The 18,774-nt window shown below is 50.0% G+C and carries 15 protein-coding genes; all 15 read left to right on the top strand.

Translation table 11 applies throughout. The features are described 5' to 3' along the window. Positions 1-48 precede the first annotated feature (48 nt). The gene (locus AB4124_RS25000) at positions 49-783 is read left to right on the top strand and encodes a ThuA domain-containing protein (protein WP_215161887.1); all 735 of its coding nucleotides are present in this window, start codon (positions 49-51) and stop codon (positions 781-783) included. Positions 784-1,071: 288 nt separating this feature from the next. Further along, positions 1,072-2,871: a cache domain-containing sensor histidine kinase gene (locus AB4124_RS24995; protein ID WP_430200555.1), complete on the top strand. Its 1,800-nt coding sequence runs from the start codon at positions 1,072-1,074 to the stop codon at positions 2,869-2,871. Further along, a complete protein-coding gene (locus tag AB4124_RS24990; RefSeq protein WP_441974531.1) occupies positions 2,864-4,099 on the top strand; it encodes a response regulator in 1,236 nt (411 codons plus the stop codon). Before AB4124_RS24995 ends, AB4124_RS24990 begins: the two co-directional genes overlap by 8 nt. Positions 4,100-4,293: 194 nt before the next feature. Next, positions 4,294-5,358: an ABC transporter substrate-binding protein gene (locus tag AB4124_RS24985; protein WP_076325320.1), complete on the top strand. Its 1,065-nt coding sequence runs from the start codon at positions 4,294-4,296 to the stop codon at positions 5,356-5,358. Positions 5,359-5,424: 66 nt separating this feature from the next. After that, entirely contained in the window at positions 5,425-6,531 is a 1,107-nt protein-coding gene (locus AB4124_RS24980) for an ABC transporter ATP-binding protein (RefSeq protein ID WP_215161894.1), read from the top strand. Continuing rightward, positions 6,515-8,206, top strand: coding sequence for an ABC transporter permease (locus AB4124_RS24975; RefSeq protein ID WP_441974530.1), 1,692 nt, complete (start codon positions 6,515-6,517; stop codon positions 8,204-8,206). The genes AB4124_RS24980 and AB4124_RS24975 overlap by 17 nt, the downstream gene beginning before the upstream one ends. 77 nt (positions 8,207-8,283) lie before the next feature. Next, positions 8,284-9,540, top strand: a complete 1,257-nt coding sequence (locus AB4124_RS24970) for an extracellular solute-binding protein (RefSeq protein ID WP_441974529.1) — start codon at positions 8,284-8,286, stop codon at positions 9,538-9,540. A 66-nt stretch (positions 9,541-9,606) separates the two neighbouring features. Beyond that, positions 9,607-10,464, top strand: coding sequence for a protein phosphatase 2C domain-containing protein (locus AB4124_RS24965; protein WP_441974528.1), 858 nt, complete (start codon positions 9,607-9,609; stop codon positions 10,462-10,464). Positions 10,465-10,571: 107 nt separating this feature from the next. Continuing rightward, positions 10,572-11,507 carry a sugar-binding transcriptional regulator gene (locus tag AB4124_RS24960; protein ID WP_441974527.1) on the top strand — a complete coding sequence of 312 codons (936 nt, stop codon included), beginning with the start codon at positions 10,572-10,574 and terminating at the stop codon, positions 11,505-11,507. A 394-nt stretch (positions 11,508-11,901) separates the two neighbouring features. Then, positions 11,902-12,567 (top strand): deoxyribose-phosphate aldolase, encoded by a 666-nt coding sequence (gene deoC, locus AB4124_RS24955; protein WP_430109612.1) that lies wholly within the window; start codon positions 11,902-11,904, stop codon positions 12,565-12,567. Positions 12,568-12,645: 78 nt separating this feature from the next. Beyond that, positions 12,646-13,824 (top strand): NupC/NupG family nucleoside CNT transporter, encoded by a 1,179-nt coding sequence (locus tag AB4124_RS24950; protein WP_441974526.1) that lies wholly within the window; start codon positions 12,646-12,648, stop codon positions 13,822-13,824. A 79-nt stretch (positions 13,825-13,903) separates the two neighbouring features. Further along, positions 13,904-15,082, top strand: coding sequence for a phosphopentomutase (gene deoB / locus AB4124_RS24945; protein ID WP_430109616.1), 1,179 nt, complete (start codon positions 13,904-13,906; stop codon positions 15,080-15,082). A gap of 23 nt (positions 15,083-15,105) precedes the next feature. After that, a complete protein-coding gene (gene deoD / locus AB4124_RS24940; protein WP_076325327.1) occupies positions 15,106-15,813 on the top strand; it encodes a purine-nucleoside phosphorylase in 708 nt (235 codons plus the stop codon). Positions 15,814-15,951: 138 nt separating this feature from the next. Beyond that, complete coding sequence (locus AB4124_RS24935; protein ID WP_076325328.1) at positions 15,952-17,253, top strand: pyrimidine-nucleoside phosphorylase; 1,302 nt, start codon at positions 15,952-15,954, stop codon at positions 17,251-17,253. Positions 17,254-17,769: 516 nt separating this feature from the next. Further along, a complete protein-coding gene (locus tag AB4124_RS24930; protein ID WP_076325329.1) occupies positions 17,770-18,732 on the top strand; it encodes an MraY family glycosyltransferase in 963 nt (320 codons plus the stop codon). Positions 18,733-18,774: the final 42 nt, after the last annotated feature.

Here is an 18,774-nt window from a genome sequence, read left to right as displayed (position 1 = left end):
AATGTATAAGAGGTCGCTTTATTTCAATATTAAAGGAGGCCACTACCCTTGGCTAATATCAATGTAACGGTATGGAATGAATACCGGCACGAGAGACATAATGAACAAATCGCTAAGATTTACCCTGAAGGCATCCACCGTACGATTGCTGATTTTCTGGGAAAGGATGCACAGTTCGTTGTACGCACCGCCGTACTGGATGATCCGGAACACGGCTTGACGGATGAGGTGCTCGCTTCAACGGATGTTCTGATCTGGTGGGGGCATGTGGCTCACGGCGAAGTGCGGGATGATATCGTGGAAAAAGTGCGCCAGCGCGTACTGGACGGCATGGGGATCATCGTGCTGCATTCCGGTCACGGCTCGAAGATCTTCCAGCGCCTTCTCGGCACGAATACAGGCGCACTGAAATGGCGCGATGACGGTGAGAAGGAGCGGTTATGGGTCATCGATCCCAGCCATCCGATCGTTAGCGGACTTGGAGAATATATCGAGGTTCCGCAGGAAGAAATGTACGGTGAGCGCTTTGAGATCCCGGCACCGGATGAACTGGTGTTTGTCTCCTGGTTCGAAGGTGGCGAGGTATTCCGCAGTGGCTGCTGTTACAAGCGCGGACGCGGCAAGCTGTTCTATTTTAGACCGGGACATGAAGCATTTCCGACCTATCATCAACCTGAAATTCAGCAGGTAATTACGAATGCCGTGGCCTGGGCGGCACCGATCCAAGGGGCAAAAGCTTCTTATGGCCGGGTATCTCCGCTGGAGTACAAAGCATTGATCTAAAGTTTTGCCTCGCTAGACGACATCCGTATGAGGGTTGAAGTACACCCCTTGGAATGGAGATTGGATTAAACCTTGGGTTTAACCGATTTAAATTCTTAGGGGTGTATTTTTATTGGCTGAAGGCATAGAGCTTATCCGATTTAACGGGCATGTCATTCGTAAACGGTAAAGCTGCAGAATCAGGGATCATCTCTGAGAGAAATCAGTATATAGGTGCCAGAGGATTGGTGCATCCGACATTTTATGCTATATTAATCTGAAATTCGAGTGAAAATGGGTGAGCCAGTCATGAACTATTGGATGGATCGTTTGCATGCCATGGAACTAAAGACTAAGCTGATGCTGCTGTTTCTTTTGATTGCGGTCATCCCTCTCGCAGTGTTAGGTATTTTCTCCATTCGTAAAGCCTCTAGTGAAATCCAGACCAAAGCCAATGAAATCATTCTGGAAAACCTATCTCAAATCAACTACAGCCTTAATTACTTCGTCGAAGATATTGAACAGCTGTCCATGTATCTGTACAGCAACAAAGACATTCAGGAGATTCTGTCCAAGCCGGCTGCTCGAAGCGTGGAAGAGAAATACCGCGACCAGCAGACGGTCGCTGCCATTTTGAACAGCTTCCTCGGTTTTAAATCATGGGATATCCAGCTGTATGTGCTCGGAGAGAACGGAGACCGTTACTTTACGGGAAAATTTATACCAAGCTCCTATCTACGTTATAACGCGGATTGGGGGCTTTTTCGTAAAGCAAGGCTGGCAGGTGGCGATGTGGTCTGGGATAGCCATTATTCCTTGAAAAAATTCGAGGATTACGGGACGGTCCTCAGCTCTGGCCGATTGCTTAAGCAGATTGATACCGGCAAACCGCTGGGGTATTTCATCGTGGACATTATGGAGCCTGCCCTCGCGGATAAATATGAAAGGGCTTACCGGTATGACGGGGGAGAAGTGTATCTTTTGGATGACAAAGGATATATCATTTCCAGCCATCTCTCCAAACTGGAGGTCGGCACGCGCCTCGAGAAACCTTACCTTTCCACCATTCTGCAAGAAAGAAAGGGATTCTTCCGAATAATGGAACAGGATATTGAACATATGGTCATTTATGATACATCCGATACCCATGGTTTTAAATTGATCAATGTGGTTCCTGTAAGCGCTTTAACCGGTGAGAGCGCCAGCATTCGCAATTTCACGATATTCATTGTCATATTCGGAGTGTTGATCTCTTACTGCACGGCCTTCTTGCTGTCCGATTACATTACCCGACCGCTCCACAAGCTGCGTCGACTAATGAGGCAGGTTGAGAAGGGAGACCTTGAGGTCACCTTCGATTCGAAGTACCGGGATGAGGTTGGTCATCTGGGCGGAAGCTTTAACCGGATGCTTCAGAGGATCAAGGAATTGATTAACCAGGTGTACGAGAAGCAGCTAAAGGTGCAGGAGGCGGAGATCAAAGCGATTCATGCCCAGTTCACCCCCCATTTTTTGTACAATGCGCTGGATTCCATTAATTGGATGGCGCGGATTCACAGGATCGAGGTGATCAGCAGCATCGCGGTTTCGCTGGGCAGCCTGCTGCGCTTCAGCATCCGGCGAGGAAATACCGTTATCCCCATTCGTGAGGATATGCAGCAAATTCGCAATTATCTGACAATCCAAGAAATTCGTTATCGGGATAAAATTACGATTTCGGTGGAGATCGATGAAGGCATTCTGGATTTATGCATCCCCAAATTGCTAATTCAGCCGCTGGTGGAGAATGCGATCAACCATGGACTCGAGATGAAAGCCGGTCAGGGTAGTCTGCTTATCTCCGGCCGATTGGCGGGAGAGCGGGTGCAGTTCGTGGTGGAGGATAACGGACTCGGGATAGCTCCGGATAAACTGCAGCGCATCCTGCGGGGAGAGTACGTTTCCGGTGAGGAGACCAGCACGACCGGAATCGGACTTCATAATCTCTTGCGGAGGCTGGAACTGCATTTTGGACATGCCTACGTTCTGCATATTGATAGCTTGCCGGGTCAAGGGACGAAGGTCAGTCTAAGTATACCGATTATACGGGAGGCGGTAAGCGATGTTTAAAATTCTGATTGCCGATGATGAATGGATGATCCGCGAAGGATTGAAGCAGACGATCAATTGGGAGGCACTGAATTGTGTTCTGGTCGGTGAAGCGGCGGACGGAGAACAGGCTGTGCAGCAAATTCAGGCGTTTCAACCGGATATTCTCATCTCTGACATTCGAATGCCCGGCATGGATGGTCTTGAGTTGGCATGGTCCGCCCAGGAGTTCTGTCCAGAGCTGAAGGTGATTTTTCTTACCGGATTTGATGACTTTGTTTATGCCCAGCAGGCGATCAAACTCAAAGCTTCCGATTTTGTGTTAAAGCCGACAGATCCCGATACGTTGGTAAAGGCAATTGACAAGGTATGTAAGGAGCTTGTCCGGACGAGGCAGCATGCGAGCGTGATGGAGCAGCTGCAGAGTTGGAAAAGGGACAGGGAATCACTCGTTGTTCAGAAGCTGATTCATGACAGCATGCTCGGAATCACGGATACGTCCTCCTTGGAGATGCTGAAGGAATGGCTGGAGGAGACTGCTGGCTTACAGAAGATACGGGTTGCCGTGGTACAGATGGAGGAAGAAGGCGAGGAGCGGCGGCATGAGCGGTGGCTGCATATAAAGGAACGGTTGTATGCCCACATTTACGGTCCCTTGATTATGATAGATGAACTGCAAAGAGCGTGCATTATTCCCGATGAAGAAGGGGCAGTGGGCATGTTGAAGGAAACCGTCACCGGATTTGGCAAAGCGCTGGTCTATGTCGGGGTAAGTCTCTCATATGGGGGGCTTGAGCAGCTGGACCGAGCATATCAGGAAGCGTTAGAGGTTGTCAGGCATAGAGCAGCAAGTAAACAGAGCGGGGTGTCCGTATACGGTGACATCGAACATCTGGATAATGCTGCCGTGCATTTTGCCGAAGGGTTCCGGCAAGTAGAGGCGTATGTCCAACATAATTTTAACGAAGATATCAGCCTGCAACAGCTGGCTGCCCGGTTTCACTTGAGCGAGGCGCATTTCAGCCGTCTGTTCCGCAAACGGCTTGGTGTAAGCTTTATAGAATATTTAACCCGGTTAAGAATGGAGCAGGCAAAGAGATTGCTGGGGGACGAGAATGTGAGGATTTATGAGGTTTCGCTTGCCGTGGGGTATCAGGATTCCCGTTATTTCAGTCAAATTTTTCGTAAATATACTGGGGAAACGCCGACGGAATATCGTAAAAGAATGCTGGAATCACATGGAATGTAATATTTGTGTAAGAAAATTGGACGAAGAAGGCCTTTGAAAGCTAAAGGCCTTCTTTTTTAAACGCTTAGATTCACGCAATTAAGCAAAAAATTAAACATTTATGCAATTTTGTCTCGTTGAGAGGTGGAAGCCTGACAGGTATAGTAAATTCGTGGAAGGGAAAATAACACAAAAATAAAGGGGGATACAAAAAAATGGTGAAAAGATGGCTTACCGCAATCGCTAGTGTGATTATTTTGTTAGGTGTTATTACAGCTTGTGGTGCTCCTGCGACCGAAGGCAAGGGGGAGTCTGATTCCTCGAATTCCAATTCGAATTCCAGCGCGGGTACGGGAAAGCTGACCATTTATTCGCCGAATGCAGCCGAAATCAACAACCCGATTATCAAAGAGTTTCAGGATCGGACAGGTATATCCGTCGATCTGATCTCCGGCGGTACAGGGGAATTGCTGAAGCGTGTGCAGGCTGAGGCAAGCAATCCGCTCGGGGATATTTTTTGGGCAGGAGGAGCCGATTCCTTGGCATCATTTAGCGAATATTTCGAGCCGTATCAAACAAACGAGAAGGGGGATATTTTCCCGGGCTATCTGGATCCGTCCAACTATTGGACACCGTTTAACGCTCTCCCGATGGTAATCACTTACAACAAAGAGCTGGTATCCGAGGATGAGCTGCCTGCATCTTGGGAGGATCTGCTGGATCCCAAGTGGAAGGGGCAGATTGCATTTGCCGATCCAGGCAAGTCGGGCTCCTCCTATACGCAATTGGTGACCATGCTGACGGCTTTTGGTAAGGACGACGAGCAGGGGTGGGAGTATGTCAAGAAACTTGTGGCCAATATGGACGGCAAAATTTTGTCGGGTTCCAGTCTGGTCCAACGCGCCGTACCTGACGGTGAGTTTGCTCTCGGCATCACACTGGAAGATGCTGCACTGCGGTACATGGAAGGCGGCTCGCAGATCGGCATTATTTATCCGAGCGAAGGCACTTCGGCTGTACCTGATGGGGCTGCAATCATCAAAGGAACCAAAAATCCGGATGAAGCGAAGCAGTTTATTGATTTTATTGTCAGCAAGGATGTGCAGGAACTGGTGCAAAAGGAATTTAAGCGCCGCTCGGTTCGAGATGATGTAGAACCGGTGGAAGGCTTGCCTCAGACTGCGGACATCGAACTGGTTGATTACGACTTTAGCTGGGCTTCAGATAACAAAGAAGCCGTTATCAGTAGATTCAACGATATTATGATGGGCAAGGAATAGAGCACAAAGGTGGGGGGATGGCTGGTTGATCCGTGGGCAGTCGTCCTCTCGGATATGGAGGCATTCATGAGTCAAGTGGTATTCGATCATGTTACAAAATACTTTGGAGAGAACAAGGCGGTTAATGATGCGCATTTTTCAATAAACGAAGGGGAGTTTTTTACCCTGCTGGGACCGAGCGGCTGTGGGAAAACCACTCTTCTCCGAACGATTGCCGGCTTCTATAAACAAGAGGAAGGGGATATCTACTTTGGCAGCCGAGTCATTAATGACGTGCCTACCCATGAGCGCAATATCGGGATGGTGTTTCAGAATTACGCGATCTTCCCCCATTTGAGTGTGTTTGACAATGTGGCCTACGGGCTTCGCGCCCGGAAAATTTCGAAACGGGACATCGAGAGCCGGGTGATGGAAGCGCTGGAGATGGTGGAGCTGGCCGATCTCCGAGACAGGATACCCGGTAACATGAGCGGGGGACAGCAGCAGCGGATTGCTCTGGCAAGAGCAATTGTCATCCGTCCCGCACTGCTGCTAATGGACGAGCCGCTGTCCAATTTGGATGCCAAGCTCCGGGTGAAAATGCGGACCGATATCCGTCAATTGCAAAAGGAGCTTAATATCACCACTATTTATGTGACGCATGACCAGGAAGAGGCGCTCGCCGTTTCGGACCGGATCGCAGTACTGAGCGAGGGAGTCATCCAGCAGATCGCTTCCCCGAGGGACATCTATCAATACCCCCGGAATCAGTTCGTGGCCAATTTTATCGGTACTTCCAACTTTCTGGAAGGAACCTGCACGTCTGAATCGGGCGGTGACGACGGGATCGGAACAATACGATTGCTCGGCAAAGAGACGCAGCTGCCAATCAAACAATCTTATTCAGGCAAAGTGATTTTTTCAATTCGTCCCGAGCGGGTGCAGATCAGCGCGGAACCAAGTCCCACTTTTGCCTTTGAAGGAATCGTTCAAGCTGTCAGCTTCTTGGGCGATAAGGTGAGTTACTTAATGAAGCTTGAGGACGGGACCTTTATCGATGTACATGATTATCCGGGCAAAACCCTAAGTCTGTTTCAGGAGAAGCAACGGTTGTTTCTGGATTTTCAGCTTCAACGGTCCGTTATGTATGACAGCGTTGGCCTGGAGGTGATCTATCGTGCAGGCGAAGCTTAAGCCCGTCGGGTCTCCGACCGTTGGACAGCGTCTGCTGCTCAGAAGATGGGATTTCTGGACGTTTGTAACCGTATGTGTGTATATCTTCATGCTGGTGTTCATTATTTACCCGCTGGTGTCCCTGCTGTTAAACAGCTTTATCGGCAAGGACGGGAGCATAACCCTGCAGAACTACCTGGATTTCTTTCAGCTCAAGTATTACCATCAGGCTCTGCTGAACAGCTTTCTTGTATCCGCGTTGGCAACCGTGCTGGCAATTCTGATCGGCACCCCGCTAGCCTACATCGCAACAAGATACGACATCAAATGCAAAGGCTTGATGCAGATGATGGTGATTATGTCTCTGCTATCTCCGCCATTTATCGGAGCGTATTCATGGATTTTATTGATGGGCAATAACGGCTTTGTTACGAGGCTCATCCGGGAGTTGGGGATTGATATTCCTTCCATCTACGGCTGGCACGGGATTGTCATCGTATTTGCCCTGCAATTCTACCCTCATATTTTCCTGTATGTATCCGGTGCACTCAAGACGATCGATACTTCGTTGGAAGAAGCATCCGAGAGTCTGGGAATGACAGCATGGAATCGTTTGCGAACCGTGACGCTGCCGCTCATATTTCCTACGCTGTCGGCAGGGGCACTGATGGTATTTATGGCTTCATTTGCCGATTTCGGCACGCCAATGCTGCTTGGGCAGGGCTATAAAGTGCTGCCGATTCTGGCCTACGAGCAATTTATCAGTGAGATGGGCGGCAATCCCGCAATGGCCAGCACGCTGAGTGTGGTCATGATCTTTTTCTCAACGGCCGTTTTGTTTGGTCAGCGGTATTTTGTATCCCGCAAAAATTATTCCATGACCGGCATGCGAACGCCGACGGTGAAGAAGCTGAAGCGGATGCCGAAGGTTCTGTTGACCGTGCTGGCATTTATTCCAGCCTGTATATCCATTATGCCCCAGCTGACCGTGCTTGTGACCTCCTTCCTTGCGAAAAAGGGACCGGTGTTCCATAGCGGATTCAGTCTAGACAGCTATAAAGAAGTGTTCTTCCGTGTGCCCAAAGCGATCATGAATACGTACTCTTACTCTGTGTTGTCCATCATCGTCATGGTTATTGCGGGCATGCTCATCGCTTATATTCTCGTGCGGCGAAGGTCCAAATTCACGGCTTTTATCGACGGCATCATTATGATTCCCTATATCATGCCGGGCACCGTGCTTGGTATAAGTCTGATCATTGCCTTTAACAAGCCGCCGATAGTGCTGACCGGAACATGGATCATCCTTGTCATTGCCTACGTGATACGAAAAATCCCGTACACGATCAGGTCGAGTACGGCGGTTCTTCACCAGCTGGACCGAAGCGTGGAAGAGGCTTCGATCAGCCTTGGCGAGCCGCCGATGAAAACTTTCTTCAAAACGACGGGCCGGCTGATGGCGCCAGGCGTTATATCCGGAGCCATCCTCAGCTGGATTACAACGATTAATGAATTAAGCTCCACGCTTGTTCTGTATTATGGAGCAACGGCGACCATATCCGTCACGATCTACAGTGAGGTTTTTACCTCCAATTACGGCACCGGCGCCGCACTTGCCTCTATTCTTACGGTGACTACGCTTATATCGCTGCTGATTGCGAACAAGTTGTCGGGCAGCAAGGGGTTGTCCTTGTAACTTATGCTTGCGATGCTCGATTTGGTAGTTCTCCTTCAATATTGCTTCCTTTTATAATGTAAAAAAAGGAGGGGTGCATGCTGGAGCGGAAAAATCGGATTTGGAGCAAGAATGGGCTGATCTGGATTGTCTTTGTACTGATTATTGCCGGAAGTCTGGTCGTTTACTCGACTTATTTCCGGCGGCTCGGGCATCCGCCGGAGCAGAGGATCAAGGAAATAGAGCGAATGGAATGCTGGATTTACAGCAGTGAATGGGAACCGATACTTAAGTCCTTGCAGGCTCGTTATCATGAAGTGGAGATGAATGTGCGCACCTTCCAATCGTATGAGGCGCTGCATTCGGAATTGTCAGCTGCCATCTCTGCAGGACGTGCTCCGCAAATTGCGGAATTGAACAATGCCTACGGTCTGGCGGAATGGGCAGAAGACGGGGCGCTCGTGCCCATCAAACTGCCAGGTGAGACAACGGACCTAACGGCTTCAGCCCGCAATGCGTTCACGTTTCAAGGTAAGCTGTGGGCGATGCCTGCCGGTGCATCGATTCCGGTACTTTACTATAATCAAGACAAGCTTCGGAACGCAAGTTTTCAGAGAGAACTGGAATTTGCGGATCTTGAGCAATTAAATGAAGAGATTTCAGGCTGGGTGAGAGGTCTGAACCATCGCAATGCGTCCATCAAGTGGAAGCAGGTAATGGCGGTGGATGAGAATTTGGCCTTTGTTTTTTTGAATATGTGGGGCCATCCGGCAGAAGAGGAGAGGGGAGAGCGGCTGCTTGAACTTCTGGGGGCATGGAACAGGCTGGTGTTTGATTCCGGTGTGATGTTTCCTCTGGAGCACCGACTGGCTCTGAGTGAATTCATGGACGGACAGATTCTGCTTCTGGTATCAAGCTCGCAACATATGCAGTGGATGGATAAGTATATTGCAGGCAAGTTCAATTATGGCGTAGTTCCTCTGCCGGGAGCAGTGGACCAAGGGGTCTCGCCGGGCTTTAGCGCTTTCGCCGTGCTTGCCGGGGGAGGCAACAGAGAACTGGCGCAGGAGCTTGTTAACCACATCGCTTCCCCGTATATACAGGACACTTTGCTGGATGCGACAGGCTATATGCCGGTCCGTCAAGACAGCCTGGACTCGCTGGCGCGGCAAACAGCGGAGGGGACCCGTTATAACATGTTGTTACGGCTGGTCGGGAATGATGACGGGATTGCACCAATGTCTGACGATTACAGACGTTGGAACCGAATCGATGAAACACTGAAAGCCTTGGAGATAGAGCGTAGACCGGATCTGAAGCAGAAGGCGGCCGATCTGCTGCCCCTTCTTCCCTGATCTGTCATACAGAGATTGGAGAACGAGATCATATGCGGGGGAGCTCCGTGGGAGGGATATGAAAACATGATGAAAGTGCAAAATTTGTCGATACAGGGGAGCGGTATCTGGAACGAGGATGCGCTTATTATCAACGATCAGCTGCAGATATACGGCGTTATAGACGGTGCCACTTCGTTGGTGCCGTTTCGAGGCTCAGAGGGGGAGACTGGCGGACGGATTGCCTCGCAGTTGTTAAAGCGATATTTTGAGCAGATTTCACCGGAAGAAAAGCGTAATCTGGAGCAGTTGACCCGTGAGGCCAATCGCATATTGGGAGTGGAAATGCAGGCGCACGACATACCGACCGATTCCAAGGATCAGTTATGGACGGCGGGAATTGCAGTGATCCGGATTACTGACCATTATATCGAATATGCTCAATCAGGCGACTGCATGATTATGGGTGCCTATGCTGACGGGTCTGTGCGCATGGTGACACGGGACCATGTGGCGCATATTGATTATGAATCCAAGCTAATCTGGGAACAGGCCGTCCTGGCCGGAGTCCAGTCGAAGGATCAGTTATGGGAGTTGGTGAAGCCTCGCATTCTCAAGAATAAAGAAAAAATGAATACGGCCAGAGGCTACTCCGTTCTGAATGGACGTTTGGACGCGGAGGATTTTATTGAGTACGGCAAGATTAACCGGATTCAGCTTGAGGAGCTGCTGCTGCATACCGACGGACTCTATTATCCAGAAAAATTGGTGAATGGGGGCAGACGGACCTCCGAGGAAATTTTGTTCCGCAATATTAAGTCGCGGGGACTGAAAGAGTATGCCGATTGGCTGGTGGCGTTGGAACAAAGCGATCCGGAATGTATTACCTATCCACGATTTAAATTGTCTGACGATAAATCTGCGGTTTTGATCAGACTGGGGTAACCTTAGTTCAAGATATATGCCAGCTCCAACTCGCTATCGAATTTTGTGTCAGATCACGTTATAATGTACCCAATTCGGTTACGACATAAATAAAAGTGGGTTGGATCATGGATCAGGATAAACAGCGCCTTAGCATTGAGGCGGCAAGATTGTACTATATGTCGGATTACAGCCAGCAGGATATCGCGACAAGACTCGGCGTTTCACGTCCTACGGTCTCCAGGCTGCTTCAGCACGCCAAGGAGCAGGGCTATGTGCAGATCAGCATTGTGGACCCTCTCGAGGACCTGGACGCTTTGGGCGAAGGAGTGAAGAAGAAGTACGAACTGGAACAGGTGCTGGTGAGTTATTCCCCCATCAATGAATACCGCGAAATTCAGAAGCATATCAGCAAAAGGGCAGCCGATTACCTTCATGAAACGGTTCAGGATGCTGATATTATCGGCGTGACCTGGGGAACGACCATGCATGCCGTGGCACTTCAGCTGCAGCAGAAGCCCGTTCGGGGCGTAGAGGTCGTGCAGTTGAAGGGCGGTGTCAGCCACTCGCATGTGAACACGTACGCCGCCGAGATTGTCAATCTTTTTGCTGAGGCGTACCACACGATGGCGAGATATTTGCCGCTGCCCGTCATCTTTGATACCACTGAGCTGAAAGAAATGGTGGAGCGAGACCGGCATATCCAGCGGATTATCCAATTAGGCAAACAAGCCAACATCGCCATGTTCACGGTCGGTACTGTTCATGAGGACGCACTTCTGTTTAGGCTCGGCTATCTTAGCAAGGAAGAACAGAAGCTGCTGCAGAAGATCGGTGCGGGCGATATTTGCTCTCGGTTTTTTGATGTGGAGGGCAGGGTGTGCAGCGAGAATATTAACAATCGTACGGTGGGCATCGATTTGGATGATCTTCGGCACAAGGAAAAATCCATTCTCGTCGCAGGCGGGCAGCGAAAGGTAGATGCCATTCGAGCGGCGCTGGTCGGTAAATATGCAAACATTCTGGTGACGGACCAGTTCACGGCGCAAGCCTTGTTATCATGAAATGCTCAACTTGATGTGGATAATGAAATAGACACCTCGTTTTAGGGAGATTTGAAGCCGGTACAGCTTCTCGCTCGCCTTGATGAGGTGTTTTTTAATGCGTTGAAATTAGCTCTCTATGCAGGAAGAGGGGCTTCTTTTCTGTTTATGTTTACCTTGATCGGGTATAGAGCATAGTAAAAGGAATGAATTGTTAGATTATTCCTGAATGATGAATTGTCGCTCAGCGAACAATGATATATATCATTGCAATAAATGGGAATGAACATATTTTCAATATGCATTTTACATATGTTCAGGTCTGTGATATGATGGTCCCGTCTAAAGGATTAAGCGTTATGATAGCGCTTTTACAAGATTGCAAAAAAAACAGATTAAGGAGTGTTTTAACCAGATGAATATAGCAGGAATGATCGACCACACGCTCTTGAAGGCGGATGCAACCCAAGCCGAGATTACGAAAATTACGGATGAGGCCAAAAAGTACGGATTTGCTTCGGTATGTGTGAACCCGACTTGGGTATCCTACTGTGCTGAGCAGCTAGCGGACACCAACGTCAAAGTATGCACGGTCATCGGTTTCCCACTGGGAGCTGCGACATCCGCGGTAAAAGCCTTTGAAGCGAAGGACGCTATCGCTAACGGGGCCAAAGAGGTTGATATGGTAATCAACATTGGAGCGCTTAAAGATCGTAACGATGAGTTTGTACTGAACGATATTCAGGCTGTAGTGGACGCGGCGAAAGGCAAAGCTCTGGTTAAAGTCATCATTGAGACAAGCCTTCTGACGGAGGAAGAAAAGGTGCGTGCAAGCAAGTTGTCTGTGCAAGCTGGAGCCGATTTCGTGAAGACGTCAACAGGGTTCTCCACGGGCGGAGCGACGGCGGAAGACGTTGCCCTGATGCGCAAGACCGTTGGCGAGAACACCGGTGTGAAGGCTTCCGGCGGCGTACGCAGCAAGGAAGACATGGACCGCATGATTGAAGCGGGTGCAACGCGTATCGGTGCGAGCTGCGGCGTGAAAATCATGGAGGGCGGCCAATCCAGCTCATCCTACTAATGTCTTGGCCATTTTCGATTGTCGATGATTCGGTAGCCGAGTAATATCAAAAAATTCACCTATGGGGGAACAACGACGATGAAATATTTAATCGCCATACTAGGTTTGCTGGTCGTATTCGGTCTTGCGTTCCTTATCAGCAATGATAAGCGCCACATTCGTTACCGTCCGCTGGCTGTCATGATTGGGCTGCAGCTGATCCTTGGATTTATACTGCTGAACACCAATGTCGGCGAGTATCTTGTTAAAGGGATAGCGAATACGTTTAAAGCGCTGCTTGACTACGCCGGAGCCGGAATCGGGTTTGTATTTGGCGGCTTTGCCATTGAAGGTAATGGTCCGTTCTTCTTGAATGTCCTGCTGCCAATCGTGTTTATTTCCGCGTTGATTGGTATACTTCAATATATTAAGGTGCTGCCGTTTATCGTAAGATATATCGGTCTCGTCTTGAGTAAAGTCAACGGCATGGGTAAGCTGGAGTCTTACAACGCGGTAGCTTCCGCGATTCTGGGGCAATCCGAAGTGTTTATTTCGGTAAAAAAACAGATCGCCTTAATTCCGAAGCACCGTATGTATACGCTCTGTGCTTCCGCGATGTCCACGGTATCGATGTCGATCGTCGGTGCTTACATGAGCATGATCGAGCCACGGTACGTGGTGACCGCGCTTGTACTGAACCTGTTTGGCGGATTTATCATTGCTTCCATCGTCAATCCTTACAAGGTGGATAAGGAAGAGGATATCCTGGAGGTGCAAGAAGAGGAGAAGCAATCCTTCTTCGAGATGCTGGGCGAGTACATCATGGACGGTTTCAAGGTAGCGATTACCGTTGCAGCGATGCTCCTTGGTTTCGTTGCTTTAATCGCGATGATCAACGGCATTTTTGATATTATTTTCGGAATCACCTTCCAGGAGCTGTTAGGATATATTTTTGCTCCATTTGCTTTTGTCATGGGCGTGCCTTGGAAAGAAGCAGTGGATGCAGGCAGCATCATGGCTACGAAGCTGGTATCGAATGAGTTCGTTGCGATGCTCGATCTGGCCAACTTCACGAATATGTCCGAACGCACCGTGGGTATCGTATCGGTATTCCTGGTGTCCTTTGCGAACTTCTCCTCGATCGGCATCATTGCCGGCGCGGTCAAAGGCCTGAACGAGAAGCAGGGGAACGTGGTTGCGCGTTTCGGTCTCAAGCTGTTGTACGGCGCAACGCTGGTGAGCGTGCTGTCGGCCACGATTACCGGACTGTTCCTGTAAGCCAGGTTTGAAGGACTACTACAAGCGAGCCTTATGGATAGTTTGATTAAAAACTCATATATGAGGGGGAGCAATGGATATGGAACGTTTTGACCGAATTCACTTGATCGTATTGGACTCTGTAGGTATCGGTGAAGCACCGGATGCGGCTGATTTTGACGATGTCGGATCCGACACGCTGGGTCATATCGCCCGCGAATGCGGCGGGCTCAACATGCCGAATATGGCAGCGCTCGGGCTGTCCAACATTCGGGAGATCGAGGGAGTCCCTGTCGCGGACAAACCTAGGGCTTACTATACGAAGATGCAGGAAGCTTCGAATGGCAAAGATACCATGACGGGTCACTGGGAGATCATGGGCCTGTATATCGATACGCCATTCCGCGTGTTCCCGGACGGATTCCCGGATGAGCTGATCCAGCGCATTGAAGAGAAGACCGGACGCAAGGTCATCGGGAACAAGCCGGCCAGCGGAACGGAGATTATCGAAGAGCTTGGCGAAGAGCACGTAAAAACGGGGGCTTTGATCATCTATACCTCGGCGGACTCCGTGCTTCAAATCGCTGCGCATGAGGATATCGTTCCACTGAAAGAGCTGTACGAAATCTGCGAATTCTGCCGCGAAATCACACTGGAAGATCCTTATATGCTCGGCCGGATCATCGCGCGTCCGTTCATTGGCGAGGTGGGGAGCTTCAAGCGTACGGCGAATCGGCATGACTATGCCTTGAAGCCATTCGGACGTACCACGATGAACGAAATGAAAGATGCTGGTCTAGACGTCATTGCTCTTGGTAAAATCTCCGATATTTTTGATGGCGAAGGCATTACGAAGGCAGTCAGAACCGTATCGAATATGGACGGCATGGACAAAATGGTGCAAACCCTGGGTGAATCCTTCAAGGGATTGAGCTTCCTGAACCTCGTGGATTTCGATGCGGTATACGGACACCGACGCGATCCAAAAGGATATGGCCAAGCGTTGGAGGATTACGATCAGCGCCTGCCCGAGGTATTTGAGAAAATGACGGAAAAGGATCTACTGATCATCACGGCCGACCACGGGAATGATCCGACTTACAAAGGAACGGACCATACGCGTGAGTACGTACCGCTGCTTGTTTATTCTCCACGTTTTGCGGAGGGGAAGGAACTTCCGCTTCGCAAAACCTTTGCTGACCTTGGCGCCACGGTTGCCGACAACTTTGGCGTGAAGCTGCCAGAGCACGGAACAAGCTTTTTGAATGATTTGAAATAATCGAAAATGTGGAGGAATGGGACATGAGTACACATATTGGAGCGAAACCAGGAGATATTGCGGAGTCGATTCTGCTGCCAGGCGACCCGCTGCGCGCTAAATTTATTGCCGAGACGTATCTGGAGGATGTGACCTGCTACAACGAAGTGCGGGGCATGCTCGGATTTACGGGAACCTACAAAGGAAAACGCATCTCCGTGCAAGGTTCGGGCATGGGCGTGCCTTCCATCGGGATTTATGTCAATGAACTCATTCGGGATTATGGCGTCAAAAATTTGTTCCGTGTCGGAACATGCGGTGCGATGCAAGAGCACGTTCGTGTGCGCGACGTTATCCTGGCCCAGGCGGCTTGCTCGGATTCCGGCATGAACCGTCACCACTTTAACGGTTATGATTTCTCCCCGATCGCCAGCTTCCCGCTGTTGCTCGGCGCGTATGAGCGCGGCAAGGAGAAAGGCCTTAAGATGCATGTCGGTAACGTGTTCACGTCCGATGTGTTCTACCGTGAGGACAAATCAGTGGTTGAGAAGCTGATGCAGCACGGCGTGCTGGGCGTAGAGATGGAAACAACGGCCCTCTACACAATTGCCGCACGCTTCGGCGTAAATGCTCTGACGATCCTGACTGTAAGTGACCACTTACTGACAGGGGAAGAGACTTCGTCCGAGGAGCGCCAAACGACGTTTAACGAGATGATGGAAGTCGCGTTGGATACAGCGATTTCGTTGTAAGGAAACTGTCCCGAGCGAAGAAGGCGGAATTGTTTTGGAGAAGTGAAGCGGGGCAACGGCGATTGGAAGAACAATCCGCATTTGTAGTGATGCCCGTGGAAGGAACACAATCATCGCAAACAGTGAGGAGAATGTACGATGAGAATGGTTGATTTAATTGCGAAGAAACGAGACGGCAAGGAACTGACAACCGAAGAGATCAATTTCTTCATCGACGGATATACCAAGGGAGATATTCCCGACTATCAGGTGAGCGCCATGAACATGGCGATTTATTTCCAGGACATGACCGATCGGGAGCGGGCGGACCTGACGATGGCAATGGTAAACTCCGGAGAAACGATTGATCTGTCCGCAATTGAGGGAATCAAGGTTGATAAACACTCCACCGGGGGCGTAGGCGACACCACGACACTCGTTCTGGCTCCGCTTGTAGCGGCACTGGATATTCCCGTAGCGAAGATGTCCGGACGCGGCCTCGGCCATACCGGAGGAACGATTGACAAGTTGGAGTCCATTGAAGGATTTCATGTGGAGATCAGCAAAGACGAATTTGTGAACCTTGTGAATCAACATAAAATCGCCGTCATCGGCCAAACCGGGAACCTCACCCCGGCGGACAAAAAACTGTATGCGCTTCGGGATGTGACGGCTACCGTTAATTCCATTCCGCTGATTGCCAGCTCCATTATGAGCAAGAAGATTGCTGCAGGCTCGGATGCGATTGTACTGGATGTTAAAACCGGAGCAGGCGCGTTCATGAAAACCGTGGAGGATGCCAGGGAATTGGCACACGCCATGGTTAGCATTGGCAACAATGTCGGCCGCAAAACGATGGCCGTCATTTCCGATATGAGTCAGCCGCTTGGGGTTGCGATCGGCAATTCGCTGGAAGTACAGGAAGCAATCGATGCGCTTCGCGGCGAGGGTCCGAAGGATCTGGAGGAGCTGTGCCTGGCTCTAGGCCGGCAGATGGTTTTCCTTGCTCAAAAGGCAGATTCGCTTGAAGATGCCGAAGAGATGTTAAGAGAGGTTATCCGCAACGGCAAGGCATTGGAGAAATTCAAGGAATTCATCCAGAACCAGGGCGGAGATCCATCCGTGGTGGATCACCCCGACCGACTGCCGAAGGCGCAGTATCTGATTGAGCTTCCTGCACAGCAGGACGGTGTTGTCGCGGAGCTAGTAGCGGATGAGATCGGTACCGCAGCGATGCTGCTTGGAGCCGGTCGTGCAACGAAGGAATCCGAGATTGACTTGGCTGTAGGCCTGATGCTGAACAAGAAGGTCGGCGATGCCGTGAAGAAGGGCGATTCCCTTGTAACCATTCATGCTAACCGCGAGAACGTAGATGACGTGAAGCAGAAGCTGTATGAGAGCATTCGGATTGCAGATCATGCGGATGCGCCAGTATTGATTTATGACATTGTGACGGAGTAAGGTGAAGCCTTAATCCGAAGCGATGTCATAAACCGAACACTAAGGACAACAGGGTGAGCACCCACTGCTCGTGCGAATCGCTCATCCCTATATCAGTGCCTCATTTTCAAAGCTAAGCTGGAAACCTGCCTCCCGTTTTTTATAAACGGGGGCAGGTTTTTTGGCGGTCCCCGTCATAAAACGGGTGGAAGCCCTCATAAGATGGTAGTGGGGAAAACGTAAGGCATTTAACGGGAGAGGGAGATGTGTAGCCCGGGCAAGAGTCATCCTGCTTGAAGGAGGCTTTTGGCCATGACCATCGATCAGTTGATTGCTTTGCTGGCACTTATCGTTATGATCATCGGACTTGTGGTGAAGAAGGAGTCTTAACCTGTAAAGTCCGGGAGGGCTGCTGCTAAGTAGAAATTCTACTGATGCAGCAGTCTTTTTCTTTCTAATAGGTTGATAGAGTTCGATATAAGTCATATACTTAGATTGCAATGTTCTCCATTATTCATCATTTATTGGGAGGAAACTATGCTATATTTTGCAGCGTTTGTCATATCTATGGTGCTGGTATTGGTCCTGATTCCGCCATTTCGCAAGCTTGCGATCAAGCTTGATTTTGTGGACAAGCCAAGGCCGGACAGCGAGCGGAAAATACACCGCGAGCCAATACCGCTGACGGCGGGAATCGCCATATTTATCGGATTTTTCATCACTTATTTTGCACTTACCGGCGTCATTTCAAGGGAAGCGGTAGGTATCTTTATCGGTAGCGCCTTGATTCTCGGGATTGGCCTCGTGGACGATTGGTATAAGTCCCAGGGCAAGGAGCTGGCATCGCTGCCGAAGCTCATTGTACAGGTCAGCGCAGCCGTCGTTGTATACAGCTATGGCATCGCGTTTGAAGGATTCAACAATCCGTTTACGGGTCAGTATATTAACCTGCCGGAATGGCTGCAGCTCATCTTAACGATTCTGTGGATTTTCGGTGTAACGACAGTCATTAATTTCTCGGATGGCATCGACGGTCTTGCCGGAGGACTCTCCGCCATATCCGGAGGTACGCTGTTTGTTGTGGCGATTACGCTGGGCAGAGGCGAGTCCGCGCTCCTCGCTGTCATTCTTGTAGGTGCCGCGCTAGGATATCTAAAGTACAACAAGCCGCCGGCCAGAGTGTTTATGGGGGATGCCGGAGCCACTTTCCTTGGGTTCATACTCGGGATTATTGCTCTGGATGGTGCGTTTAAAGGGGCAACCCTGGCGTCCTTATTCGTTCCAATCTTCGCACTGGGCGTGCCGATCTTCGATAATATCATCGTAGTCATCCGCAGAATGCTTCAGTCGAAGCCGATCTATCAGGCCGATGCATCCCAGGCGCATTATCGTTTATTGGCAACGGGACTCAATCAGAAGCAGACACTAGTATTTCTGTGCTTGCTGAATCTCTGTTTCGGTCTGGCTGCCATCATACTTGCGATGAATGGCGGCGCTTGAGGCGTTTAAGCCTGCCATAAGCTTTATCCAGTGCGTTATTAA

Origin of the sequence: Paenibacillus sp. 2KB_20, from assembly GCF_052115765.1 — a bacterium.
Taxonomy (GTDB): domain Bacteria; phylum Bacillota; class Bacilli; order Paenibacillales; family Paenibacillaceae; genus Paenibacillus_AQ.
The sequence above is the reverse complement of the archived record's forward strand: the minus strand, read 5'-3'. Positions and strand labels throughout refer to the sequence as shown.